General features: G+C 40.6%; 24 protein-coding genes and 3 pseudogenes. 15 read left to right on the top strand and 12 right to left on the bottom strand.

The window, feature by feature from the left end; all coding sequences use genetic code 11:
- Nucleotides 1–2: 2 nt before the first annotated feature.
- From P401_RS0116975 to P401_RS18180, 10 genes are all read right to left on the bottom strand, one after another.
- Entirely contained in the window at nt 3–638 is a 636-nt protein-coding gene (locus P401_RS0116975) for a hypothetical protein (RefSeq protein WP_051656371.1), read from the bottom strand.
- A 4-nt stretch (nt 639–642) separates the two neighbouring features.
- Nucleotides 643–954 (bottom strand): DUF5592 family protein, encoded by a 312-nt coding sequence (locus tag P401_RS0116970; RefSeq protein ID WP_029343412.1) that lies wholly within the window; start codon nt 952–954, stop codon nt 643–645.
- A 4-nt stretch (nt 955–958) separates the two neighbouring features.
- On the bottom strand, nt 959–2,866 hold the full coding sequence (locus P401_RS18185) for a pLS20_p028 family conjugation system transmembrane protein (RefSeq protein WP_342357946.1): 1,908 nt from the start codon (nt 2,864–2,866) through the stop codon (nt 959–961).
- 179 nt (nt 2,867–3,045) lie between these two features.
- Nucleotides 3,046–3,318 (bottom strand): hypothetical protein, encoded by a 273-nt coding sequence (locus P401_RS0116960; RefSeq protein WP_029343410.1) that lies wholly within the window; start codon nt 3,316–3,318, stop codon nt 3,046–3,048.
- Between the two features lie 19 nt (nt 3,319–3,337).
- The gene (locus P401_RS0116955) at nt 3,338–3,589 is read right to left on the bottom strand and encodes a hypothetical protein (protein WP_029343409.1); all 252 of its coding nucleotides are present in this window, start codon (nt 3,587–3,589) and stop codon (nt 3,338–3,340) included.
- A gap of 12 nt (nt 3,590–3,601) precedes the next feature.
- Nucleotides 3,602–5,872 carry a VirD4-like conjugal transfer protein, CD1115 family gene (locus P401_RS0116950; RefSeq protein WP_160171470.1) on the bottom strand — a complete coding sequence of 757 codons (2,271 nt, stop codon included), beginning with the start codon at nt 5,870–5,872 and terminating at the stop codon, nt 3,602–3,604.
- Nucleotides 5,873–5,996: 124 nt separating this feature from the next.
- Nucleotides 5,997–7,088 carry a hypothetical protein gene (locus tag P401_RS0116945; RefSeq protein WP_029343406.1) on the bottom strand — a complete coding sequence of 364 codons (1,092 nt, stop codon included), beginning with the start codon at nt 7,086–7,088 and terminating at the stop codon, nt 5,997–5,999.
- 92 nt (nt 7,089–7,180) lie between these two features.
- Nucleotides 7,181–7,405 carry a hypothetical protein gene (locus P401_RS0116940; protein WP_050678812.1) on the bottom strand — a complete coding sequence of 75 codons (225 nt, stop codon included), beginning with the start codon at nt 7,403–7,405 and terminating at the stop codon, nt 7,181–7,183.
- Nucleotides 7,406–7,419: 14 nt separating this feature from the next.
- Nucleotides 7,420–7,608, bottom strand: a complete 189-nt coding sequence (locus P401_RS17965; protein ID WP_034786402.1) for a hypothetical protein — start codon at nt 7,606–7,608, stop codon at nt 7,420–7,422.
- Nucleotides 7,609–7,957: 349 nt separating this feature from the next.
- The gene (locus P401_RS18180; protein WP_051656368.1) at nt 7,958–8,446 is read right to left on the bottom strand and encodes a helix-turn-helix domain-containing protein; all 489 of its coding nucleotides are present in this window, start codon (nt 8,444–8,446) and stop codon (nt 7,958–7,960) included.
- A gap of 879 nt (nt 8,447–9,325) precedes the next feature.
- Here P401_RS18180 and P401_RS0116925 point away from each other — a divergent pair.
- Complete coding sequence (locus tag P401_RS0116925) at nt 9,326–9,802, top strand: Panacea domain-containing protein (protein ID WP_029343403.1); 477 nt, start codon at nt 9,326–9,328, stop codon at nt 9,800–9,802.
- 60 nt (nt 9,803–9,862) lie between these two features.
- On the top strand, nt 9,863–11,785 hold the full coding sequence (locus tag P401_RS0116920; RefSeq protein WP_152548217.1) for a thioredoxin domain-containing protein: 1,923 nt from the start codon (nt 9,863–9,865) through the stop codon (nt 11,783–11,785).
- Between the two features lie 288 nt (nt 11,786–12,073).
- Here the strand turns inward: P401_RS0116920 and P401_RS17960 are convergent.
- A pseudogene (locus P401_RS17960) lies at nt 12,074–15,024 on the bottom strand (Tn3 family transposase).
- Between the two features lie 14 nt (nt 15,025–15,038).
- Nucleotides 15,039–15,596: a recombinase family protein gene (locus P401_RS0116910; RefSeq protein ID WP_029343401.1), complete on the bottom strand. Its 558-nt coding sequence runs from the start codon at nt 15,594–15,596 to the stop codon at nt 15,039–15,041.
- Nucleotides 15,597–16,028: 432 nt separating this feature from the next.
- On the opposite strand from P401_RS0116910, the gene P401_RS0116905 reads away from it, so the two are divergent.
- From P401_RS0116905 to P401_RS17950, 13 genes and pseudogenes are all read left to right on the top strand, one after another.
- Nucleotides 16,029–16,757 (top strand): organomercurial lyase MerB3, encoded by a 729-nt coding sequence (locus P401_RS0116905; protein ID WP_001073002.1) that lies wholly within the window; start codon nt 16,029–16,031, stop codon nt 16,755–16,757.
- 77 nt (nt 16,758–16,834) lie between these two features.
- Complete coding sequence (merR1, locus tag P401_RS0116900; protein WP_029343398.1) at nt 16,835–17,233, top strand: mercury resistance transcriptional regulator MerR1; 399 nt, start codon at nt 16,835–16,837, stop codon at nt 17,231–17,233.
- On the top strand, nt 17,230–17,517 hold the full coding sequence (gene merE, locus P401_RS17955) for a mercury resistance MerE (protein WP_268871264.1): 288 nt from the start codon (nt 17,230–17,232) through the stop codon (nt 17,515–17,517). The genes merR1 and merE overlap by 4 nt, the downstream gene beginning before the upstream one ends.
- Nucleotides 17,514–17,810, top strand: coding sequence for a mercuric transport protein MerT (gene merT / locus P401_RS19190; RefSeq protein ID WP_000660891.1), 297 nt, complete (start codon nt 17,514–17,516; stop codon nt 17,808–17,810). The genes merE and merT overlap by 4 nt, the downstream gene beginning before the upstream one ends.
- Before the next feature lie 23 nt (nt 17,811–17,833).
- A complete protein-coding gene (gene merP, locus P401_RS0116885) occupies nt 17,834–18,208 on the top strand; it encodes a mercury resistance system substrate-binding protein MerP (protein WP_000867937.1) in 375 nt (124 codons plus the stop codon).
- An 18-nt stretch (nt 18,209–18,226) separates the two neighbouring features.
- Nucleotides 18,227–18,406, top strand: a pseudogene (locus P401_RS19230) (heavy-metal-associated domain-containing protein); the annotation flags it as partial.
- Between the two features lie 57 nt (nt 18,407–18,463).
- Nucleotides 18,464–20,122, top strand: coding sequence for a mercury(II) reductase (gene merA, locus P401_RS0116880; RefSeq protein ID WP_029343397.1), 1,659 nt, complete (start codon nt 18,464–18,466; stop codon nt 20,120–20,122).
- Between the two features lie 900 nt (nt 20,123–21,022).
- Nucleotides 21,023–21,412 carry a mercury resistance transcriptional regulator MerR2 gene (merR2, locus tag P401_RS0116875; protein WP_029343396.1) on the top strand — a complete coding sequence of 130 codons (390 nt, stop codon included), beginning with the start codon at nt 21,023–21,025 and terminating at the stop codon, nt 21,410–21,412.
- Nucleotides 21,409–22,038, top strand: coding sequence for an organomercurial lyase MerB2 (gene merB2, locus P401_RS0116870; RefSeq protein ID WP_000792368.1), 630 nt, complete (start codon nt 21,409–21,411; stop codon nt 22,036–22,038). Before merR2 ends, merB2 begins: the two co-directional genes overlap by 4 nt.
- 149 nt (nt 22,039–22,187) lie before the next feature.
- Complete coding sequence (locus P401_RS0116865; RefSeq protein WP_000845541.1) at nt 22,188–22,844, top strand: organomercurial lyase MerB1; 657 nt, start codon at nt 22,188–22,190, stop codon at nt 22,842–22,844.
- Between the two features lie 414 nt (nt 22,845–23,258).
- A pseudogene (locus P401_RS18485) lies at nt 23,259–23,384 on the top strand (Tn3 family transposase); the annotation flags it as partial.
- A 222-nt stretch (nt 23,385–23,606) separates the two neighbouring features.
- Nucleotides 23,607–24,092, top strand: coding sequence for a hypothetical protein (locus P401_RS0116855; protein ID WP_029343393.1), 486 nt, complete (start codon nt 23,607–23,609; stop codon nt 24,090–24,092).
- 381 nt (nt 24,093–24,473) lie between these two features.
- On the top strand, nt 24,474–24,768 hold a 295-nt coding region (locus P401_RS17950; protein WP_034786398.1), incomplete at its 3' end, for a hypothetical protein.

Below are 24,768 nucleotides of genomic sequence, written 5' to 3'. Positions count from 1 at the left end.
CATCACTCCTTTCCTTCCTGAGTCGGTTTCGTATTTGGGTTGTGTAGCTGGAATAACACATGCATTTTTTGTTCTAGTGTCAGTTCGACCATCGGATTGCTGCGTCGAAGCAGTTTCGTCAATTGATGCTTTCGTTCCCGGAGCATCGCCTCATCCGGTGCATAAAAAAAGAGGAGATAATCGCGATTCGTGCGATGCTCCTCGAGGTAGATCAGTTCCTGTTTCTTCTTTTGCAAAAACGGATGATAGGCGGCGTTTTGATTTTGCCGAAGCTGTCGTTCGATGCGCTGTTTCTGTTTCTCCAAATTAAGCGGTGTATTGAGCGGAATCACCTTCAACGGATGAATATATGCCTGCAACAGATAGGCGAGGGAGAAGATATCATGGTCCTTCTCCGTCTCGGACAACCCGTAGATATCCTTTGAAGTCAGCTGAATGATGTCGCAGAATGTCCCGTCCTGCATCTCGAACCCATCGAGCGCCGTGGCATCAATGATTGGTAGCAGAGAGGCGACAGAAGGCGGGATCCGGATGCGTTTTTCCTTCCGTGTTGGAGGTGTCGTCAATTGCATCTCATCGAGCCAAGTAATGTCTGTCGTCGGAATTGTTTTAGATCGTTTCTCTTCCGATAAACTCATGCCATCACGCTCCTTTCGATCCGTCCTTACCGTCTGTCAATGCGATATACGTGTCTTTCTTCTTCATCAGCGCGTAATAGAGCACGTGAATCATCCGTTTCTCTGGATTCGTCGTTGGGCGGATGACGAGGAAGAGTCCGAACGCGACGAGGAAGAATGTGAATGGCAGATGTAAGGCGTCCGGGATGAACGGCAGGGCAATCAACCGGACGATGATCAAAGCGACGAGAAACAGTAAATCATAGAGATAGAGCATCTTATTGATCTTCAGCTCGGTCGTGACTTCGTTCGGAATCCGGTACTGGCGCTGTTGCATGGTCTCACTCCTTTTTCGGGTCTAGACGCGGGACATCGGTCGAGTACATCCGGGACGATTCTGACGTCACACGTGTCTGCGTTTGTTCGACATGCTTGAGTTCTTTTTGTGTCGTCGTCTCCAGTGTCTGATAGATCGACTTTCGTTGCCGCTGTGTTCCGGATGATATCTCTTGCGACTCAGTGATAGAAGGTGAAGAATTGCTCGCGCCTGAAGAGGGTAGAGTATGTGCTGTCTCTTTAGGTGTCGTGTTAGATGTTGATCCTGAGTGAATAGAAGATGGATTAGGTGCACGTGTTCCAATAGGTTGTTCCGACGGTGAAGTAGGTTGCGATGCGACAGTTGTTTCAGAGGTATTGAACGCATCAGATGAAGTAGTTGGTTGTGCCTTCATCGATCCATCGGGCATCTTCGGTTGTGAAACAGGTATTTGCGATGATGACGGAGTAGTCGCAGGTGATTGTGGTGAGACGGAGTTCGAACGGCTTGGCATGGACTCTTTTGATGTTGTTGCAGTCGGACTCTCCGAATTCGTGTCGTGCGTCGATAAATCAGTGGATTCAATGCGCTGGTTCTCTTGTCCGGTTGATCGTGAAGTGCGCTCTTGTACTTGCGAACGAACTGGCAAACTGTCAGACGAACGATCCGGACGACCCGTCGGTGTGCCACCATTATGTGGTGGGTTCGGTGGTAACTTTGTACTGGCAGCTTCTGAGGCGGATGGGGTAGTTGGTTGTGATGTCCTCTTCATCGTCTGTCCAGCGACACGAGCCCCTACTTTTGCCGTTCCTTTCCCTACAGCATACGCACCAAGTGCGACACCCCACCCGCGTTTCAGACCCGCATCGATCCCGAAGAGGCGTTCGACCATGTTGGGTCCATCAATCAAGGCAGCGGAGAAAGCAATCAACGCGATCAAATAGGCAAGACCGTCGAGTGTATCAGCCAGATAAGCCGTCCCAATCGTGTAGAGCTTGATCGAGACGAAAATCAAGATGATGACGAGGAACGTGTTCAGGATGCTTTGAATGACTTTCTTCGTCTTTTGTCCGCTGTGTAGGTCAGCGGGGGCGACTAAAATCGCTAGAACATAATTAAAAGCCAACTCGAACGAAAGTCGAGCTAGCTTGTAGGCAATCGAGAAGAGGGTGAAGCCCATCACGCCAAGGGTGACAAGAATCGTCAGCCAGTTCGGATGATAGCGATAGTAGTACTGGTTATTCCAATCAAGTCCGCTTTGATCGAGTTCGCCTAGTACTTCCTCACTACCGTCCCAAACAATAAATGATTTTGAAAGTTTTGATCCAGTAGTGGAGATGTCTAGTTTATTGCTATCGAACACCTCATTTATCTGTAATCCTTTGATTAATTTGGTCGGAACATTATTTTTTACGACGGTTTCTGTATAGTTTTCAAAACCATTTTTATCATATGCTACTAAATCATTTAAATTTTCTTTGAGTATTGTTTCAGATATAGTTTCCTTTTCAGAACCATATATACTACTACTCTTGACTTGATTGACTGCCTGATCTGTGAATTCATTTAGTTGTTTCATCGTAGGTGAGAGAAGTCCTAAAATCATCAATGAAATGAAAATATTGATAAGAAGCCCTTCTCGATCGAATTTCTTTTGAAAAATGATGAGATAGCCTGTAAAAATAAAGCTGCCGGCTAATAGTACATACAAAAAAGGTTGAATCGTCTGAACGAATTCAACCACTTGAGGATTATTAAAGAATGTTTTGATCATCAAAATATCATCTGTAAGACTTTCGAGAGAATCAATCAATAAAGAAAGCCCTCTGACAAAAATCCACCCTACAGTTCGTAAAGCGTCGTTAACTAGATTACTTAAATTGAAAAGACGTTCGAATTCGGTAAGTTTCTGGATAACCTGAGCATCAGACATATCTATCCAGACCTCCGTTTCATTCTATTTATTATTAGTTACAAACTCATTGACTGTATTAGTAAAAGTCTCATCAGTAAGGCGATTAATATTTAATTTATCTTTGATTTTTCCTTTCGACACGTAATATAAACGTTCACCTTGTAGCGTAGATGTGTATTCAAAGTTTGCTCTATCCACTATTTTTTTAGTATCAGGTTGAAAAGTATTATAGATGTTGATAGGTACTTCGTTTTTTTCGCTATGGAATCGAGTTTATTTTGATATGAGCCAATATCTCCGTCTTCCTCTTTTAAAATTAGTAGAAATCCTTCCTGTTTTCCATCCATTAGATTTTCTACCTTGGATAACTTTACTTGATTCGCCTGACTAGAGTCTTCAGTTTCACTACAACCGACTAAAAGTAACGCAGAGGAAATCAATAGTCCGGAGAGTACTCGTTTCGCTTGCATGCCTCCACCCCTTTTCCGTTTATAACACCTGTTCCGGATCCGTTAAATCGCCATTACTGACGTGAACCCGAAAATCGAATGTGTCTATAAGCGTAACAGTTTTTCGGTCGCCTGAGTCTGGGTCTTCTTCCTCAAATACGACGAGGAATCCGTCCCGGGTCTGGATATTCAAGACTTCACCGCGGCGGAGACGCTTTTTATTCTCCTTGATGATGGTTGCGATGACGCGAAGTTCACGTTGGACGCGTTCCGTGCGTGTCAGTTCTGTCATTTGATGCCCTCCTTAGACGCCATGACGAAGTTTCTCGAGTCGTTTGCTGATGATTGTCTTCAAGAAATGGCGCTGGTTGTCGGTCACAGGAATTGTCTTATCTAGGATGCCTTGTTCGAACAGATCAATCGGTAACGTATCGTATTCTGTCGTCTCGAAGATCGAGCGCAGGATTTTCGGCTGCAGGACATCGCAGACGCGCCATTCTGTTGCGTCAGGTGTCTCCTCCTCCGTCTCAACCGTTTTCGATGCAACTGAGGCACCGAGATGAAAGGAGACACGAAGCGTATTCAGGTCGAGATGGGCATGCGCGCAGGGAATGACGAGATCATTGATGGAACGATCTGTGTTAAAGTCATCCGCCAAGTATTCATAGCGGTATTTCATCGCCGTTCGTCCGGTCAGGAAGAGGGGATAGGACTGTATTCGTTTCTGTTGTTTGTCTTGTCGCTTGATGACGCGGATGATCAACATCTCGCCTTCCTTCAGTCCCATCACTTCCGTTGCTGTCAGCAAGCGCCGACCATCGACACTCTCCGTCTTCGACTTCGAGAGAGAGAACGTCTGTCCGGAACGTGATTTCGTGACGATTGTTTGCTCCCCGAGCTTCTTCGAAATCAATTCTGCCGTCGACTCATCTGCTGTCAATAGGTAGTGCGTGTTCCCGCAGTTCCCGTCGATCGTCTTCCAATCCTCCCCGTAGAGGTTCTCGAGTTGTGCGTAGGACTGGATGACGAGGTTGAAGCGGATGTTCCGACCGAGACAGACGGTGATGATGTTCGCCATCCCTTCAATCGCTGGCATGTTCCCAAATTCGTCGAGGAGGAAGATAACCTGGCGTTCACAACGTCCGCTCGTCGCTTGTGAGGCGACGCGAGCGAGGGAGGTATAGACTTGTTTGACGTACAGTGAGGCGATGACATTCAGTGTTGGATCATAGTCCGGAACGATCAGGAAGACAGCTACCGGACGCGGATGCTGACGAATCTCCCGGATGTCGATCGGTGCATCCGTCGTCCAGTCGAAGAGACCGACCGTCTCGTCTCTCCAACCTGAGAGTGACACGGTATACTGCTGTCCCTCACTTTCTACGGTGATATTGGTATCCACTTCGAGGTTTTCTTCGTGATGGAGTACAAAACTCCCATCGTCGTCCGTCGTCAAGGCGAGTTGTTTCCCACTTGGAAAGTAGAACGTCAACCGTGACAAGGGAAGGGCACGTCCACGAATCCAGCGATTGAAACCGATCAGTTTCATATCAAGTGAGTTCTGTGCCGTCAAACGTGCCGTCGCATCAAGCGTAAAGATCCCGAGCTTGGCGTTGGTATTAGCGAGGATGCTCGCGCGCGTCTGCCCACCGGAGAAATGAAGCGTCGCGTACTGCATACGTGCCGGATGATTCTCCGGAAACGATGCGAAGAAGGCATCGAGTGCCGATTGTTCCTGTCCCATTTCATCGATGATCGTCCGTGAGCCGAGATCGGACAACATCAAAGCGACGTTATACATCGTGATCTTCTCCGGTTCATGTTTGGCTTGTTCGCATAATCCGAGAATCAGAGCGGTGCAAAGGTCCGTCGAAGAGTTGCTCCAGAACGGATCCTTTGCCTTCGGATCATGGTAAAGCATGTAGGCGACCGAGCGCGCATATTGCTGGGCGAGCGAATAGTTCTCGTCCAGATACGCGTCAATCGTCAGCTGCAACAGGTTATAGGACATCGATTGTGACGGGTTCATCAGGTTCAGGACCTCGACCTGATAGCCGCGTGCTTCGAGTGTCTCTTTGGAGGCGGCGAACAATTCACCCTTCGGATCATTGATGATCAGGCTCGCTTGGCGTTCGGCACGACTGTAGAGGTCGATTGTCGAGAAGACGAACGTCTCGCCTTTCCCGGATCGGGTCGTCCCAATGACGAGGTTATTGACGGCACTGTCGTCGATGTAGAGACGATCACGATAGCGCCCGACCGGAACACCGCCAGATCCACTATAAGTCTCCTTACGATCCGGCACGTCCCGATACTGCTGTTTCAGCTCTTGAAATGTCGTGAAGCGGGCACTTCCTTTTTGTGCTGCTTTGAGATCGCGGAAATTGAGCCAATACTTCAATAAGAGAAATCCTCCTGAGAGGAAGCAGACACCGAACAAAGCGAAAGCGAAGGAGGTCGACCAGGCAAGCGTCGTCCACCAATTCGGATCGTATTGTAGCGGGGATCCGGTCGTCGTTAACTTCCCATTCTGGAAGAGATTTTGGATTGTCTGCTGCAGGAACTGAAACGCCACATTGAGTACTAAGAACAATACAATGGGTAAAGCGATCAAAAAGGTGAGACATCGCCACAGCCAAGCGGAGGTAACGAGAGAACGAAGTGAGAAGTTCATCATTATTTCAGTCACCACACTTTCATTAAAGAAGTGAAGAAGCTTGTCGTTGCTTCGCTTCGAGCGACGCATTCAGCTTTTCGAGTTCTTTCTTGTCTTTCTTCTCGGATAACTGGCGCTTTTGATCCTCGAGTGCTTGAATCTCTTCGTCCAGTTGGACGAGTGTTGCCACTTGCTCCTTCAATTCTTCGTTATGGACCGTCTTGACACTTTCTTGAGCCTTCGTCACCTCTTTCAATGCGATATAAGCGCGTGTTTTGGCTTCTTGACGGGCTGTCGTCATCTCGACGCCCGTAAGCGAGACGGCACGTTTATAGTCTTTCTGTAGGATGGCAAGGTCGAACGTTCCTTCGTCCGTCGGATAAACGGCTTGGAAGGCTTGTAGCGTATCCTGACGATTGGTCGCGAATCGTTTCGACTGCATGATGATTGTCTCGACATCGATTGGATCCTTCGTCACGGAGACCGCTTGGTTGTGGTCCTGTTTTTCGACATACTGCGTAATCAGGAATTGCTGTTGTTCATCGTTCAGCGATTTTTGTTTTTCCAGGCGCTCGACGAGTGAATCCGTTTGTCCTATCAACGCTGCTTCATAGATCGGTTGCCAATCGGATGTTTCCGCTTGAACACCGCTTGGTGGATCCGGCTGAACAAGTTGCACAACGGACAACGCACCGAGGAGCAAGAGACTCACACCACTGACACCATAGACGAGACGACGTTGTCCGCGACGAAGGCGGGAGATGTGTGTCGCATCCGGCTGTTGCTGAATCGCTGACGCCGTCATCGTCTTGTAGGATTCCGGCGTCAAACGTTCTAGGTTCTCGAGTAATAGGATCTTCTTCGTCGCATCCTCCTTTCGGATCCGAATACGCGGGATCCGATCCTTCAGCTGCAGATAAAGATTGGGATAGGTCGGATCACCAAACTGGAACATTCCTTTGTATACAAGTTGGTCCGCATCATCAAAAATCCGGAACTCACTCGCAAACCGTTCGTTCGCTTGCTGGGCTTCTTGATGAACTTGCGTCGATAATAAAAGCGCCTCCTCATAAGGGAGACGCTCATAGTTCGGAAAGGCTTCTTTCGGTATATCCGTGAAACGGACGAAGAGCATACATTCTCCTCCTTTGAAGCGAGACATCGTAACGAGGGCAATAAAAAAAGCCATCCAATTTGGAATGACGGTCTGTGCAATCACTTTTTCAATTAGAATTTGATGTTGTCGTTGACCATCTCAGCCAATGTAAAGGCACCCATGACGATGATCAGACCGACGGCACCACCGACGAGCCAACCGACTGCCTTCGAGCGTCCACGATCTCCCCCGAAGATGAAGTAGAAGCCACCAACTGCGAAGGCGATGGCTGCCGCGATGACAGCGAGTCCTTGGAAGAACTGGAGTAAGCTGAGTCCTGTCTCATTCAATCCCATCTGTTTTCCTCCTCTCAATCCCGTGACGCGGATGCAGGTGATGTGAAGTTCAGTTTCGAGTCGAGCGCTTCTAAAATCAGTTCCTGGTTCTCCTGGATGACGAGCTGATGTTGGGCGTCGAGCCACTCTTCATAGTCTTTCCCTTGGATCCGGAGCAATTTCTCGGCAAAATTCTTGTTCTGCTTCTGTTCACGTGTCGGCATAACATACACTCCTTCCTTGAGGTCGATGCGCAGCAGCACATCCTTAAGGACAGTCGGAGTCGAGCAAGACGGTGGGTTTAAAGCGCGTTCCCCCACGAACTCTGGCATCCGGTACTGGACGTCTGTCTAGGGTTTTTCGATGACCCTCAACGAATGCGTGACCTGTGGGCGAGTTTTAGGCGACTCTCGCCAAACCATTTCTGCGTATATCCCGCTCACCCGGTCACTCGTGAGGGACACGCCACTATGTGATTGAAGGACTGTCCTTAGCGATATGCTGCTACGGTCATCAATTCCTCTTGTCATTAATTAATGTTAATCCATAAGTAGATACGTATTCATAGATAATTCATTGATGAACCAGTTTACGGCGTGAGACATGAATCAGCTCATCATTCGGGTGCTTCCGTTTTGCAATGACTTGATTCTCTCCGACGACGGTCCGAATACGGTAATAGATCTGCGAGATTTCTTGTGTCTTCTTGCTTTCTTGTTCGATGGCAATACGACCATGTAGTTGATAGATCTTACCGTCGAACGTGCGCACAGAATCCGCTAGCGGAAGTTCTGCTATATCGAAGCGTTCTTGCTTCAGGTTCGACCAGTTCCGTTTCTTCTCCGTCCTTAAGTCGAATTCATCCCAAGGAATGGATCCTAGCGTCTGCTCACAGGCTGTCGCAAGGATTTGGACATCTAGAATAGAAGGAAGTGAACGATTCCGCTCATAGGCGCTGATTGCTGCCTGTGAGATTTCTCCATACGTCTTTTCGGCCAACTCTATCTGACTCCAACCATGTTCTAGACGCTCTCGTCGTAACCACTCTCCGAATCGGTACATATACATGCTCCTTTCCTTCGAGAACCTTAGTATGACAATGTTTTCCTGGTGATAGTTAGAATATAGCAGATTATTCTGTCAATTCAATCGTTATTTTGATGTGTCAAACATGTTACGAGTGTCGAATTTTGACGATACAGGTGATAGCAATACCTTCGTGGATGTAATATATCGACGCAAAGGGAATTGTGTCTTCAAACTGTAAAATAGATATTTTAGAAGATTGTAAAAGATCAGCTACACGTTTTATGACTAAAGCGATTTAAAATTTTGATAGAGTAGGAATATCCATGCAAAAATTTAAATATCATGCAGTCACCACTCATGACTTGGAGGGTGATGGCTATTCAGTTCAATTTCTTGATTTAAAGAATGTTTACACTTAGGGAGATACTGTTAGAATCCTTCAAACATGCTGAGGAAGCATTCGAGAGCATGTTTGAAGTGATGATTGACTACGATGAAAAATCTACCTAGTACTGTTTCAAGGATTACGATTGAAGACGGTGAAAGTCTTTTTGCTATCAAGGTGATTGTAACGCCTAGAGGAAGAGTGTGTGTTCTGATTAACTCTCGGGATTCAAAACTAAAAACTTTCTAAATCAAAGGCAAATTCTAATTGATAATCGACAGAATCTCAATCATACATTCTGCTCAAAAATTCAAACTCAGTTTTATCAATTATTACAATGCATATTTCAATAGTTGAGAAAACTCCCCCGTAATTTTTAACACATTACTTATATTCCTCGAAAAAATCTCGATGGAAATATGAAATAATCAAGTATTGATTTATTTTTTTGTTTAAGGTATGAAATGTATGCAGATATTGTTGTACAATTAAAATAGGAAATATAAAAACTAACAAGGAGGACATTTATGGCACAAGCAACTCTAGTAGCTGAATATTTAATACATTTGAAAAATCTTAATAAAAGTGCAGGAGAAGATTTTTCTTTATCTAATTTAAAACTTCAAAAGATACTATATTATTGTCAAGGTGCACATTATATTTGGGATGATGAGCAACTAATAACTGATAATGTATTTGAGGCTTGGGATTATGGTCCTGTTATCAGAAGCGTATATCATAAGTATAAAAAATTTGGCCAAAATGATATTTATATCGATACTTTCTCTGATATAGGCAGATTTCAAAGACTAGATCAAAATATCAGGGAGACAATTGAAGCTGTATGGAACCAACTAAAATCACTTTCTGCATATGAACTTGTAGACAAAACACATCAAGAGGCCCCTTGGAGAAATTCAATGCTAAATAATCAACTTTTTATTGATGAAATTTCTATAAAAGATTTTTTCAACAGTAATTTCGAAGTGGAGGGTGCTTTTTAAATGCCCTCTACTTTTTTTCGAAAATTTTTATACGTTGTTTTATTCGCAATATTACTGTGTGTGTCTATTTATTACGCTTTTCCATATAAAAAACCCAATTTATTGATTTTAGAGAATATGAGAAGTGTTATCGTTGAGGCAAACCGTCTAAGTATTTTTATTTTCGGTAGTACAGTCACTGCGAATGTATATCTATATAATATGAAAAATAAAATATCTTCTTCTTCTCAGCTATACTCTGATCAGATTTTATGGCTTTACTTAAGCGTTTTCATAAATATCTTACTAGTTCTTAGTGCATTTATTTTGAAAAATATAAGCTTCACATATGGAATCGACGTTTCTAAAGATAATCTAATGATGTGGTCTAGAATTCATTTTTCTGTCTTTATGATTTCATTACCTATATACCTAGTTACTTTATTTAAGTTTGTTGAAATATTTAACATAAATAAAGATATACGAAAACATTCCAAAAGAATAAAAAGATCTCTATATTTAAGAAATCCACTAGACATGATATTTTCTAATCAAAAATTACTCTCAAAAGAAGTAGATAGTTTAGTAGAAGGACTATCAAAAAAATTTTTTAAAGTCTTTAATATTCCAGTAATCGGTTATTATATTTTCTATATAATAAGAGGGAGTGGATTTCGCAAAAACATTATACTTTTCATTCTATTAAAAGTTGTATTCAAAAATAATTTTTTTATATTAAAACCGCTTAAGAAACGTAAGTATCAAAATTTAAAAATAGATATTGAAATTTATGCTCAACAACTAGATTTTTTAATTTCACAAAATTCTAAGGATAGTATAAATTCTTACTTCAGAAATTGGAATGACACTATAACAGAATTATATTTACATTTATTTCATACCGATTATTCTAAAGATGAGAATATTGATGAGATTAAATTAAATTTGATTAATGATTTGTATAAGGATGCTTTGTCCCTCCATGCGAAATTAATTATAAATACTTCAAAAAATTATGAACACTCCGAAGTGCAAGATAAGTTAATCGAATCTTTTTTAAATGCTTTACCTCCAAAATTAGAAAATTCAACAACTGATTTTTCAGTTTACAACAAAAACATTAATTACTTCAAAAATATATACTTTGAAGAACTAAAAAAGTTAGTTATTGATTCCATCAAACAGGATGAAACGACGATTTTAAAAAATATTTTACGAATGATAGAAGAAGAAACAGAAGGCATCTTTAATCAAAGATTCAATTTAGAAATCAATAAAGACTATGAAGATTTATGGATTACAGTCTTATTTAATTTAATAGAAATTAATAAAATTGATCATCTGTCTCTTATAACAACATTAATAATTGATTCGAACAAAAATCAACAATTTAACTCTCAAAAGAGCAGTACTGTATTTAAATTTTCTAAGGACAAATCAATACCGTCTTCTGTTTTATCAGTAAAGCCTATTATTGAAATTGAAGAAGAAGCATTTGTACTAAATACGAAAACAATAGATGGTATTTATTTGGCAATAGTAAAAGCAAATGAATTAGAACTTTATAAAGCAGCAGGTTATTTAGTAAAAGTATTCTCAAGTTATATAGAATTTTCTACTATCATAGAGCGAACAAGTGTAATTAAAAAAAGTCATTGTTTAAGTCCGGGGAAACAAATTAATTTTAAAACAAATTTGTCTAAATTTTACTATAACAATAGATCTTTCGAATACTGCTTTTCAAAAAGTTTTGTTCTGTTTTTCTGTCAATACTTATATAAAGATAAGTTAGTGTTGTCACGACAACCTAACAATTTAGATTATTTAACGTATATACCTGATCTATTAAAAAATCCGAACGAGTTCTGGTATTTTTTAAGTAAGTTAGAAAACAAGCAAAAAGAATACAATATGATTTCATTAACTAACTCCGATTCCGAAGAAAATAAGGACTATGCTTTACAATCAATTTATAAAGACGGTCAACAACTTAGTTTATTCTAAAATTTCGAATTCACTTTTTTAATATTACTTTTGAATTTTTTTTGTTTCAAATATCCAATATATTTATATTGTCTATAAGCTAAAAAAGCGTCTTGAATGACGCTTTTTTAGTACTGGTATTTTTATAGCGAAGATTACAAAAAAACATTTATATTAAATTTTCTCAATCAAAATTAAATGCTTTATAGTAGGGGTCCTACCAACAAAACGCGGAAAACATACGCTAAGCAAATTTCGACATAAAGAAAGCCGATTTTTCCTACGCTAAGGAATCATCGGCTTTTAGTATTATTGAATAAGAGGGCGTAGTGAATGTAGACTTGCTACTTTACTTGCATCAAAGTTGTATTCACCAAGAAAATTAATGTGTTCCCATCCTAACGGAGAAACATGTTTAAGTAAATCTTCTCTCAAATTCCCCTTTTCCTTCAATAATTTTGTTGCTTCTGTAAGATAAACGGTATTCCATACGCTAATAGCATTTATTAGAATATTTAAAGCACTTGCACGTTGTAGTTGGTCTTGTATTCCTCGTTCTCGTAACTCACCTCGTTTTCCAAAGAATAAGGCTCTTGCTAACCCATTCATGGCTTCCCCTTTATTTAGTCCTCGCTGAATTCGACGGCGTAGTGTTTCGTTAGATATGTAATCCAAAATAAAAATGGTCTTTTCGATTCTCCCCATTTCTCGCAAAGTAGTTGCAAGTTTATTTTGTCTCGCATATGACCCTAATTTCCCCATAATAAGTGAACCAGACACTTTTCCTTCTCGAATAGAATGAGCTACACGTAATACGTCATCAAAATTCTCTTGAATAATTTTAGTATTAATACGACCACGGAGTATATTTTCTAGTTTTGGGAATTCATTCGGCGTTTGGATGGTGAATAGCTTAGAGTCAGCTAAATCACGTAGCCTTGGTGCAAAACGAAATCCTAGTAAATGACTCAATCCAAATACTGAGTCGGCGTAGCCAGCTGTATCTGTAAAATGCTCTTCAATATTTAAATCTGTCTCATGATGAAGTAATCCATCGATAACGTGTACAGCATCACGAGCATTGGTATTAATGACTTTCGTATAAAAACTTGAAAATTGATCACTGGTAAATCGATAAATGGTTGCCCCTTTTCCAGACCCATAGTGTGGATTGGCATCGGCATGTAACGATGAAACACCAACCTGTACGCGCATTCCATCAGAGGAAGAAGTACTTCCATCTCCCCATAGGAAGCTAGTTTAAGCTTATGTTGAAAATTTACTAATGTCGCTTGTGCACGACTTATAGCATCATCGAATAAACGCCATTGCGCTGCATTAGCCATTTGATGATAGGTAACTCCTGGTGTCGCTTCTGCCATTTTAGTAAGACCTATGTTAGTTCCCATCGCCATGAGAGCAGCCATGAGAACTACTTTTTCCTCTCCCTTTGGTGGGCGATTGGTTGAGGCATGTATCAACATTTCATCAAATCCTGTCCAGTGTGCTACCTCCATTAAAAGATCAGTGAGCTTTATTCTTGGCAACATATTATATAAAGACAGGCTAAAAGCTCTCGCTTCTTCGGGTGTATTCTTCTCCAAACGGTCCACTCGGATCTTAGCCTTTTCGATATTTACTCCTTCTAGAGAATCAAGATTATTTGAAACCCATGTAAGGCGTTGAGCTAGTGACTTTCTTCTTTCCTCAATATATTCATCTGCCGATGAACGAACGGCTAGTTTAGTTTTCGTAAGACGAGTTGTTGTCCAATCTTTTTTAGGAACAAGATACTCTTCAAAATCTTTATGAAGTCTACTACCGACTACGGATATGTCGCCTGAACGAATATGATTTTTCAACTCTGTTAGTGCAGCCATCTCATAATAGTGCCGGTTAATTATTCCATCATCACCATAAACATGCTTCTTCCAACGTTTAGGAATAAAATCTACCGGGGCATCATTTGGAATTTTTCTTTTACCAGATTCATTTATTTCATTTAGCGTTTTTAGGGCTTGCAATAATGGCTCTGTACCTTGTGTAGAACGAAATTCAAGAGATTTAAGAAAAGTAGGAGTATATTTTCTTAGATAAGAAAACCGATTTTCTAACAAATCTAGATAATCGTAATCCATCGGTCGGGCTAATTTTTGGGCTTCTTCAACGGAAGAAACAATTTTATCCCACGGCATAATCATTTCAATAGCATTAAATGGATCAAGCCCTTCATTTCGTGCTTGAATAAGTGCAGCACCAATATCTGCAAAATGCACGACTTTTTCATTCACTGCTTTTCCATTTTCTTTTTGCATTTCCTCTTGTGTTTTACGACCCTTTGATTGTAAAATCATCATTTGTCTATCATGAATTTCAATTGCTTGGTCAATTAGATCTTGGCTTAGTGTTACTAGATAGGCAACAAGAATTGCATATTTCTTCATTTCTTTAAATCTTCGAAATGAGTGTGGTTCATACCGTGCTCCAATACGAGATAATTGAAGTAACCGATTGGGATGGATTTGTTCTGTATTTATTTCTAATTTTAATTCTCGAATATATTCTAAGCGCTTTATGACTTTTAAAAAGGCTTCAGGTGAAGATTGGCCGGGAAGCTCCCTCAGCCATGCTAAAGGGGTTTTTCTATTGTCTACAAATGGATCTATAAGTTTATCTAACTTTTGTTTTTGCCATTTGGAAAGAGTACAAGTTAATGATTTAAAAATCCTTTCCTCTGCTCGTTGACGAGTTTCCCAAACAAGCCTTTCTATAGTAGTCATGCCAGGGAGAATAATTTTCTGATTACGTAGTTCTTCTTGTGCTGTACGAAGAAGATACATTGAATTTCCATTTTGAAGGGCATGATTCAAAAGAAACTGAGCTGCCTTGCGATAGTTCCCTAAGGAAAAATTTTGATAACCATAAACTTGACGGATTTCTTCCATATGCTCATGTTTAGTTGGCTCTCGTTGGGCATATAAAGAAAATGAATTAGGATTAACATCTATTTGGCTAGCTATGTATTCGATTATGTAATCTGGAATAGGTCCAACATCTGAAAGGGACCATCCAGGATAGCGTAGAACACATAATTGAACAGCAAAGCCTAATCGATTATGATCTCTTCTGTGTCGTTTAATAATTTCAAGGTCATATTGTGAAAAAGTATAATAAGTTTCTAGTTCACTTTCGCTCATATCAGCTGGAATTCGTACAAATTCCGTTCTTTGATCTTCTGTTAGTAATTCTTTCCCTCTCATGCTACAACTCCTTGCTAGATATCTTTTTTCTTTTCTAGATAACGATATAAGGTTGTCGCTCCAATGCCTGTTGCCGTCTTAATTTGAGATAAAGAGTAATCTTTGCTTTCATACATTTTTATAGCAAGTTCTATTTTCTTTAAATCAACCTTCGGTCTGCCTCCGTTTCTTCCCCTAGCTCTAGCAGCCGTCAATCCATCCTTCGTTCGTTCACTAATAATATCTCGTTCTAATTCTGCTATGCTGGCTAACATTCTGAAAAAGAACCGTCCCATAGCAGTTGTGGTATCGATCTTGTCTTGTATGGAAACAAAATGAATTTCCTTTGATTCGAAATATTCCATAAGCTCAATTAAATGTTTGGTACTACGACTGATACGATCTAATTTATAAACAATGACCGTGTCATCTTTACGTAAAACTTTAAGTAGTTCATCTAATTGAGGTCGATTTTTCATTTTTCCTGATTCTTTTTCTTCAAAAATCTGATCCACTCCGTAGTGAGCTAATGCATCGAGTTGTAATGATAATGATTGATCTTGTGTACTTACGCGTGCATATCCAAATTTCAACACAAATCTCCCCTTTTCTAATATGTTAACTATACCAAAAAGGGGTTTTAAATAGATATATTGGTCTTTTGATTTTGGTTATATTTTTGGTTATGTATTTAAGTAGTTTTTAAGGTTTTTAGAGAAGTTCTCTATTCATAACCAAAAACGGTCGTTTATGGTGATTTGTCCATGAACTAATGAATTAAATGGCTTTTTTAATTTTGTTCAATAATCGGGCCAGATTGTGGAACAACACTTTTAAAGAAAATTGGATATCTATGTTAAATTTCAGAATAGATGGTAAGGTTATACTTAACTAATGGGATAGTTTAGTTTTAGAAGATAAAATAATAAATCATACTTGACCCTGTACTATGGTACAGGGTTTATTCTGTACTAGGAAGAAAAATTCCTGTAAATAATTGCAGATCAAATAGAGGAGGCAGCAACATGAATCAAAATCATTTGAATACTTCGTTAAAGGACAAGGTGTTACAATCACTTGGTTTGCCAGAAGAAGGATTTGAGGGAAAAATCCGTTTATTGTCTCCTTCAGAAAATAGTATCCGTTTAGACATTCTTCTTTTCATGGCTGAGGGAAAAATCGTCAACATCAATGATTTAACTGCAACAGAGGAACAAATTGATGTCCAATCTGCTCTTCAACGTTTAAGGGAATTGGATTTAATTCACTGGGACCAAAACTCTGGGGATGTGAACGTGGCGTATCCTTTTTCAGGAGTTCCGACTCCACACCGTGTTACATTGGCTGGAATGTTGCCAGCTTATTCCATGTGTGCGATTGATGCCCTTGGCATTCCATCGATGTTTACAGATGCCGTTATTGAATCGGAATGTGCATTTTGCGGTGAAAAGATTACCATCGATGTGAAAAACAACATGCCCGTTGCCAATCCTGATACCGTGGTTGTAGGCTTGGGAACAACGGATGCTGCCGATACCAACGCATGCTGCGATTCTTCTTGCGAATCGAATGAGCCAACGTCCATTTCTACCAGCTGTTGCCCAGCCATTCAATTTTATTGTTCTGAGGAACATTGGCAAAAAGCGAATGAAAAGAATTCAACAACGGCGAAGGACAAGCTGACTCTTGCGGAAGCCTTTGAGGTTGGGGCTGCTGTTTTTGGCGGCACGTTATCTGGCTCTAAGGGTAAGTAAAATCTCATGAATGAAGTAAACTATATATTTACCCTGTACTAAGGTACGTGGTTTATGCTGTAAGTGAGGTGAGACGTATGAAATTTCGTATCGGAGAACTGGCTGACAAGTGCGGTGTTAACAAGGAGACCATTCGATATTATGAGCGTTTAGGCTTAATTCCAGAGCCTGAACGTACGGAAAAAGGATACCGAATGTATTCCCAACAAACGGTCGATCGATTGCATTTCATAAAACGAATGCAGGAATTAGGATTTACCTTAAATGAAATTGATAAATTGCTAGGGGTTGTCGATCGCGATGAAGCGAAGTGTCGTGATATGTATGATTTCACTATTTTGAAGATAGAGGACATTCAACGTAAAATTGAAGATCTTAAAAGGATTGAACGAATGCTGATGGATCTTAAAGAAAGATGTCCCGAAAACAAAGATATTTACGAATGCTCCATTATTGAAACACTGATGAAGAAATAAGAGGTGAAACAGAAATGAAAAACATAATAAAAAGTTCAGGTTGGTTTCTTGTCGCACTCATCACATGCCCGTGTCATCTGTTTTTACTACTTCCGTTGATTGCAGGAACAGCACTGGGATCATACTTCACGGAATTTAAAAATGTTATTTTCATCATGATGGGTCTGTTATTCGTTTTCGCTCTTTTCAAGGGCTGGAGAAAACTTGATCCAGAAAAAAAAGAGGAAACAAAGAAAGATACAACCACACATGATTGTTGCAGCATGGAGAAGTTCAAGTCATGAAAGAAAAAGTTTCACAAGTAGCCACTGTATTTTCAGCTTTTGTTATGGCGGGTTGTTGCCTGGGTCCACTAATCTTGATTCCCCTTGGACTCACTGGGTTTGCAGGCGCAATCGCATTCTACTCGTTGAAGTATCGGTTATTGTTCAGCATCGTTACCATTGTCCTTCTTGCGTACTCCTTTTATATGGTTTATGGAAGAAAGGGTAAAAGGAAAAGTTCTGTCATTGGCTTATGGATTACAACGTTCCTTGTTTTTACCATGTTTCTTTTCTTATTTTCAGTTGAAAGTTGACTATAAAAAATGGGGTGTATTATGTGAAAGTACAAATAATCAGGATTATGATGTTGCTATCCCTTATGCTAGTGGTTAGTGCATGCAGTAACGAACAAGAAGTCCAAAAAACTGAAGTATCTAAGAGTGAAGTGAAAACAACTGCTATGAATTCAGAGAAGGATGTAAAAGCTATTACTGAAGCTGAGAAGACGGGGACATTCATGGTTATAGCAGGGATGGATTGCTGCCCGCCATCAGTTGTGGAAGATGCCATTGCACAGGTTGAAGGTGCTGGCAAAACAGCCATTAAAGTTAATGGAAGCACCGCGGAAGTAACGGTTTCTTTTGATGATACGAAAACCAATTTAGATGCAATTAAGACGGAGGTTTCAGACTTGGGTCTCCCCGTCGAATAAAAGGAGGATATTTTTACCATGAAAAAATATCGAGTGAACGTGCAAGGAATGACATGTTCGGGTTGTGAACAGCATGTAGCTGTCGCTCTTGAAAACATGGGTGCAAAAGCGATTGAAGTAGATTTTCGCCGTGGAGAAGCTGTATTTGAGCTTCCTGATGACGTGAAAGTTGAAGACGCGAAAAATGCGATTGCTGACGCAAACTATCACCCGGGCGAAGCAGAAGAATTTCAATCGGAACAAAAGACGAATTTATTGAAAAAATATCGGCTAAACGTTGAAGGAATGACCTGCACTGGTTGTGAAGAACATATTGCGGTTGCTCTTGAAAATGCAGGTGCAAAAGGGATTGAAGTAGACTTTCGTCGCGGAGAAGCACTGTTTGAACTACCGTATGATGTAGACATTGATATCGCGAAAACAGCGATTACTGACGCACAATATCAACCGGGCGAAGCAGAAGAAATACAAGTGCAATCGGAAAAAAGGACAGATGTAAGTTTAAATGATGAAGGTAACTATGATTATGATTACATCATCATCGGTTCTGGTGGAGCTGCCTTTTCATCTGCCATTGAAGCCGTTGCTTTGAACGCAAAAGTGGCTATGATTGAGCGTGGAACGGTGGGTGGAACTTGCGTTAATGTCGGATGCGTTCCTTCTAAGACCTTATTAAGAGCAGGGGAAATCAATCATCTAGCAAAAAATAATCCATTTGTGGGATTACACACTTCGGCTTCAAATGTTGATTTAGCGCCATTAGTAAAACAAAAGAATGATTTAGTAACCGAGATGCGAAATGAAAAATATGTGAATTTAATTGATGATTATGGTTTTGAATTAATAAAAGGTGAAGCAAAATTCGTAAATGAAAATACAGTTGAAGTAAATGGCAATCAAATCACAGCCAAAAGATTTTTAATAGCTACAGGTGCTTCTTCAACTGCACCTAATATTCCCGGATTAGATGAAGTAGATTATTTAACAAGCACTAGCTTATTGGAATTAAAGAAGGTTCCAAATCGTCTTACCGTAATTGGTTCAGGATATATCGGCATGGAATTAGGACAACTATTTCATAACCTCGGGTCAGAAGTCACTTTGATTCAAAGAAGCGAGCGTCTATTAAAAGAATACGATCCTGAAATTTCAGAAGCCATTACTAAGGCCTTAACAGAACAGGGAATTAATTTAGTAACAGGTGCAACCTATGAACGAGTTGAGCAAGATGGAGACATTAAAAAAGTTCATGTTGAGATAAATGGTAAAAAGCGAATTATTGAAGCAGAACAATTGCTAATTGCCACTGGAAGAAAACCAAATACAGAATCATTAAACTTACATGCAGCAGGCGTTGAAGTTGGTTCCCGTGGTGAAATTGTCATTGATGATTATCTTAAAACGACCAATTCCCGAATTTATTCAGCTGGAGATGTCACTCTCGGTCCCCAATTTGTTTATGTAGCTGCTTATGAAGGTGGACTTGCTGCTCGTAATGCAATCGGAGGACTAAATCAAAAGGTCAATTTAGAAGTGGTTCCAGGCGTTACGTTTACTTCTCCATCGATTGCAACGGTTGGTTTAACGGAGCAACAGGCAAAAGAAAAAGGATATGAAGTGAAAACATCGGTATTGCCGTTGGATGCTGTTCCAAGAGCGCTCGTTAATCGGGAAACAACAGGTGTTTTCAAATTAGTGGCAGACGCGAAAACATTGAAAGTGTTAGGGGCGCATGTAGTGGCAGAAAACGCAGGAGACGTAATTTATGCAGCAACATTAGCTGTGAAATTCGGTTTAACTGTTGGAGATCTGAGAGAAACGATGGCTCCATATCTAACAATGGCAGAAGGATTGAAGCTGGCTGTCCTAACTTTTGATAAAGATGTTTCGAAATTATCTTGCTGTGCTGGATAAGTTAGAAAAAAGATTCCTGATTATTGCTCAGGAATCTTTTTTCTGTTTTATGAATAAGGTTTTCCGTACTTTGCCAAATTAACTTTAAACTGTTTAAGGAAATGAAATATTTATATAGCATATTTGTTTTACACGGTTTATTATGTCAACAATCTGTGCACTTTGGTTAAGTCTTCTTGCTATTGAAATCTATAAAACTTACTTAATAAAAAGGATTGAGTTTCTCTACAAATTATCGAGGAATGACTAATGGTGGCAGAGGAATAAATCCCTTTTTAACAGCCATTGAGTCAGTGGCTAGGTGCAACGATTTGCACGATGATAATTACGAATAAATGCATCACTTACGTCTGCTCGATGGCTCGAAATTGCCCCAGTATTCCAAAGTCCATAAATCCCTGTACGGCGAAATAATGTCCAATGAGTATCTTCTGGTCATCTATAAACAGGCGTTTGAATATCTCCTAGTTCCTTAACTGTTTTTGATTCCGAAATAGCATTATATGGAGCTGGAACAGTGTAACCAAGACGAATTAAAATTTGATATAACTCTGTTAGATTGGGTTCGCATACATCCCGACGATAGATTTCCATAAGTTGTTTTAATTGAAGATTCTTTAAAATCTGAATGTATAAATTACATTACCCCAAGCAAACCCATTCGCGAAGGTAGCCTTGGGTTACCATATAATACTCGCTAGTATCAAGGAAACGGTTTTCATGTCGAGTTTATTATAGAAATGTTGCAATAACACCATTTTAAAGATGATGTTACTTCTATCTCCTGATTAAACTTTGTATTTAAATTATAAAATTGCACTTGACCTTCCCCTAAGGTGAACGTTGTAAACTCTAGTTAATTCAGTGATGGTCTTCCAGTTAACGAAAAGGGGGGAGATAATGGAGGATTTAACGATTGGTCAACTAGCCCAACAAACAGGAGTCAGTCGAAAAGCCATTCGACTGTATGAAGAAAAGGAATTGATACTGCCTTCTATAAAGCGTAGCGAAGGTAATTACCGCGTTTATAACCAAGAGCATGTGTTTTGTATCAATGGTATTAAACAACTCCGATCATTAGGCGTATCACTGGAGGAAATGAAAGATTTAATAGTGATTTTCGAAAAAAATACGGTGGAGATAGAACCGCATCTACAACATTTGTTAAAAGATAAACTGACCAAGATAGACGAACAAATCAACGAACTACAAAAGTTGCGTAAACACATTGAATCGTACCTTGATTCCCCGAAAGAGGTATTCAATCAAATGGAGGGATTTAAACAATGAAGAATAAAACAGAACTCAAAAAATTTTATGAACTATTGTTAGCTAAGCTGCCTAAAGAATCAGTGCCTATTCTTCGGACAATTTTTTTCTCCATTCGTGATGGGCAGGCAGTTACAGAAAGTTCTTTAATAAATCAAACGGGAATTAATACAAAAACAGTTCAGTCAGTAGTGAAGATATTAGCCCAACGGCAGATGATCGTTCGGGAGGCGGATCAAAAAATAGTAGGGGCATTGGGCTTATCGATTATACCGACTACTAACCAGATTCATTTAGGAGGACGAACTTTATTTGCCTGGTGTGCAATATCGACATTGGAGCTGTCAACTGCTCTGGTTGCTGATGTCGATATACATTCCCGTTGTGCGTACACAGGTGAACCGATTGAGGTAACTGTCCGAAATGGAAAATTAGCAAAAACAACTCCTGATTCAACAGTAATCTGGACAGTGCCGTTTGATTCTGAGGCTCCATGGGCCGGAGGAACATGTAAACAAATTCACTATTTTAGCTCAGTTGAGCATGCAAACAAGTGGAAAGAAGAACATCCAAAATTGCAAGGGGAAATTATGACTTTGGAACAAGCTCTCTCTTTTGGAAACGAATTGAAAAAATTTTTATCATAGGGTAGAGCCCATGAAGTTTCAAAAATCAGACAAGCTATGAAAAGGATGCTTTTATCGGTCAATTAGTCCAACAAATGGAGTTTTTAGGTAATGAAAAGTAATATCGAAAATAATAATAGGAACAAAAAATAACAAAGGAGGAAAAAGACATGAAAACTGAAATTCAGGAAATCGTAACCCGACTTGACCAACAGTCGAACAAGGGAGAGGGAGGAGAATCCATGAAGTGGCTGTTTCGCCCGTTGTTACAAATGCTAGCAGGGGGGGAGTCTGTCACCATTGAAGATATGGCGACAACGACCGGAAAACCTGTTGAAGAGGTGAAGAAAGTTCTCCAGTCTCTGCCAAGCGTGGAAATCGACGAACAAGGCCGTGTCGTTGGTTTAGGTCTTACCCTTATCCCTACCCCTCACCACTTTACGGTTGATGGGAAGCAACTATATGCCTGGTGCGCCCTTGACACACTTATATTTCCAGCACTCATCGGTCGTTCGGTCAACATCGAGTCACCCTGTCACAGCACCGGAGAACCTATACGGTTGAATGTGGAACCGGACCACATTGTAAGCGTGGAACCTTCCACTGCCGTTGTCTCAATCGTGACGCCAGATGATATGTCCTCGATTCGTACGGCATTCTGCAACGAAGTCCATTTCTTCAGCTCACCGAATGCAGCCGAAGACTGGCTTGACCAACATCCAGGGGGAAAAGTGTTATCTGTAGAAGATGCCTTTGAACTGGGTCGCCTAATGGGGACGCGTTACGAGGAATCTAGACCTGCCAATGGGTCATGCTGTGATATTTAGTCGCAAGTAACCACGATACCAGAAGGAGCCACAGGTCTGAAAGATGAAACCCAGGGCCAGCTCAGGACAGGTTTCCCTCTTTTATACCTGATTTCTTATATCTCTGACCGCTAACTACGCGAAGTATGCAAAGGTGGTAAAACCTACAAAAATACCCGGTATTTCTGTACTAAGGAGCCGATCCGTATATGCCATGGTACCGGAGTATTTATTCGATGCTACGATTGAAGGCTTTAAAGACGGAAAAACAGTACAAAAATACAGTTAAAATCCATAAATCATGGAGGTATTGAATAAAAAAATTCATCATTCTAGGAGGGAAAAATATGCAAACATTAATCTGTCCTGCTTGCGGATGTTCCCTCGTACGACTAGGGATTGAAAAAGATAGGGCAGCTGTGTACAAATATAAGTTTACGAGAAGACCTGCTAAAACATATTTCTCCATTGGGATGGGAACATATTAATTTTCTTGGCGAATACACATTTGATATGAAGAAAGTAGCAAGTTTATATTCACTACGCCCTCTTATTCAATAATACTAAAGGCCGATGATTCCTTAGGTAGGGAAAATCGGCTTTTTTCCTCCCAAAATTCTCTTAGCGTATGTTTTCCGCGTTTTGTTGGTAAGACCCCTAGTACAAGGTATGTGAAGTTTTGAATAATAAAGTTATGTAAACTTATTAGTATAACTAAAACAACTTTTCATATTTCCGCTCAGTTACATCGAGTCGGGTGAGTGGCCATGGGAACGTATATCGATGCAACTGAGAGCGAAATCAAAGAAAGGGCGATTCGCATGGGTAAATCGGAAAATATTCGAGCGATTGGCGTCAAAAGAGGAAAAAAGAAAACCTGAGTCCTATTTCAACCGGAATCGCGGTGTAACCAGCGCTATCGCCGGAGCCGGGATTGCTGGTTATCCCGTCGTCAAAAATGAAATCGATCGAGCGAATCACCTGAACGCCGTTAACGAACGTGAGTGTTTGGATGCGAAGGATCGTAATATTCGTTATTGGTATAGTCAGGCACAAAGCAACGCCATCCGTGGTCAAATGGACGGAATGAATGAGGAACTCGGTCTTACGGCAGATAAGAAGAACTGGACACAGTTCCAACGAGAACTGCGAGAGGGACACGCAAATAAGATCCGATTCGCATCGCTTCACCGACGCGATGCCTATTTTCATCTATCAGAACAGGACTTCATTAGTGAAGCAGGCGCCAACAACTTTCGAAAGATGTGAGGCGCGGACTACGATGAACTGTTGCAGCAAGAATAGCATCAAAATCATCCATCATAATCCGCTGAGCTTCGAATGTGAACGATGCGGTCATGATCTTGAAAAGGAAGAATAGGTGGTTCCGAAAGGGACGTCCCTTGCCCTACCCACTGAGATCAGGAGTAATTACAGCAGATGAAATAAAAAATCCGTATTTTTGTGTTCCCGAGCCTCACCGACCCGACTCCACCCGCTTAAAGACGTTCCTTAGAGCCAATCACCGTGTTGATAGCGTTCGTTCAACATATTGGTGCTCCTCTCTGAAATGAAAAAAGTCTATATGTGACAATTTTTCACTATATTTTGATATAATTAAAGTATATTTTGGAATTGTGAGGGGTTTATTTGAAAAACAACAAATTGTATTTCACGAGCATCGCGCTCGTCATCGTCGCGTGTCTCGGTGCCTACATCTATTACATGGGCATGATCCCGAATACGAAGCCGCATGCCGACAAAGTGTTCGAAGAAATGATGGATGCATCGACCGTTAACAAAGTCAATCGGATCCAATACATCGAGAATTCGATGAAGTATATCCAGGACGCGATCCCATTCACGACGGGTGACTACGTCCAGACGCTCAATGCGGAATCATTGAAGCAAAAGGTTGAAACGATGGAAAGCATCGCTACCATGT

It is taken from the genome of Exiguobacterium acetylicum DSM 20416 (assembly GCF_000702605.1).
In the GTDB taxonomy this organism is placed as follows: Bacteria; Bacillota; Bacilli; order Exiguobacteriales; family Exiguobacteriaceae; genus Exiguobacterium_A; species Exiguobacterium_A acetylicum.
This window is presented reverse-complemented; position numbering and strand designations above follow the sequence as displayed.

Coding starts and splice junctions, on each gene's coding strand:
- P401_RS0116975 (WP_051656371.1), bottom strand. CDS start 638: ATGAGTTTATCGGAAGAGAAACGATCTAAAACAATTCCGACGACAGAC.
- P401_RS0116970 (WP_029343412.1), bottom strand. CDS start 954: ATGCAACAGCGCCAGTACCGGATTCCGAACGAAGTCACGACCGAGCTG.
- P401_RS18185 (WP_342357946.1), bottom strand. CDS start 2,866: ATGTCTGATGCTCAGGTTATCCAGAAACTTACCGAATTCGAACGTCTT.
- P401_RS0116960 (WP_029343410.1), bottom strand. CDS start 3,318: ATGCAAGCGAAACGAGTACTCTCCGGACTATTGATTTCCTCTGCGTTA.
- P401_RS0116955 (WP_029343409.1), bottom strand. CDS start 3,589: ATGACAGAACTGACACGCACGGAACGCGTCCAACGTGAACTTCGCGTC.
- P401_RS0116945 (WP_029343406.1), bottom strand. CDS start 7,088: ATGCTCTTCGTCCGTTTCACGGATATACCGAAAGAAGCCTTTCCGAAC.
- P401_RS0116940 (WP_050678812.1), bottom strand. CDS start 7,405: ATGGGATTGAATGAGACAGGACTCAGCTTACTCCAGTTCTTCCAAGGA.
- P401_RS17965 (WP_034786402.1), bottom strand. CDS start 7,608: ATGCCGACACGTGAACAGAAGCAGAACAAGAATTTTGCCGAGAAATTG.
- P401_RS18180 (WP_051656368.1), bottom strand. CDS start 8,446: ATGTACCGATTCGGAGAGTGGTTACGACGAGAGCGTCTAGAACATGGT.
- P401_RS0116925 (WP_029343403.1), top strand. CDS start 9,326: ATGGCACAAGCAACTCTAGTAGCTGAATATTTAATACATTTGAAAAAT.
- P401_RS0116905 (WP_001073002.1), top strand. CDS start 16,029: ATGAATCAAAATCATTTGAATACTTCGTTAAAGGACAAGGTGTTACAA.
- merR1 (WP_029343398.1), top strand. CDS start 16,835: ATGAAATTTCGTATCGGAGAACTGGCTGACAAGTGCGGTGTTAACAAG.
- merT (WP_000660891.1), top strand. CDS start 17,514: ATGAAAGAAAAAGTTTCACAAGTAGCCACTGTATTTTCAGCTTTTGTT.
- merR2 (WP_029343396.1), top strand. CDS start 21,023: ATGGAGGATTTAACGATTGGTCAACTAGCCCAACAAACAGGAGTCAGT.
- merB2 (WP_000792368.1), top strand. CDS start 21,409: ATGAAGAATAAAACAGAACTCAAAAAATTTTATGAACTATTGTTAGCT.
- P401_RS0116865 (WP_000845541.1), top strand. CDS start 22,188: ATGAAAACTGAAATTCAGGAAATCGTAACCCGACTTGACCAACAGTCG.
- P401_RS0116855 (WP_029343393.1), top strand. CDS start 23,607: ATGCAACTGAGAGCGAAATCAAAGAAAGGGCGATTCGCATGGGTAAAT.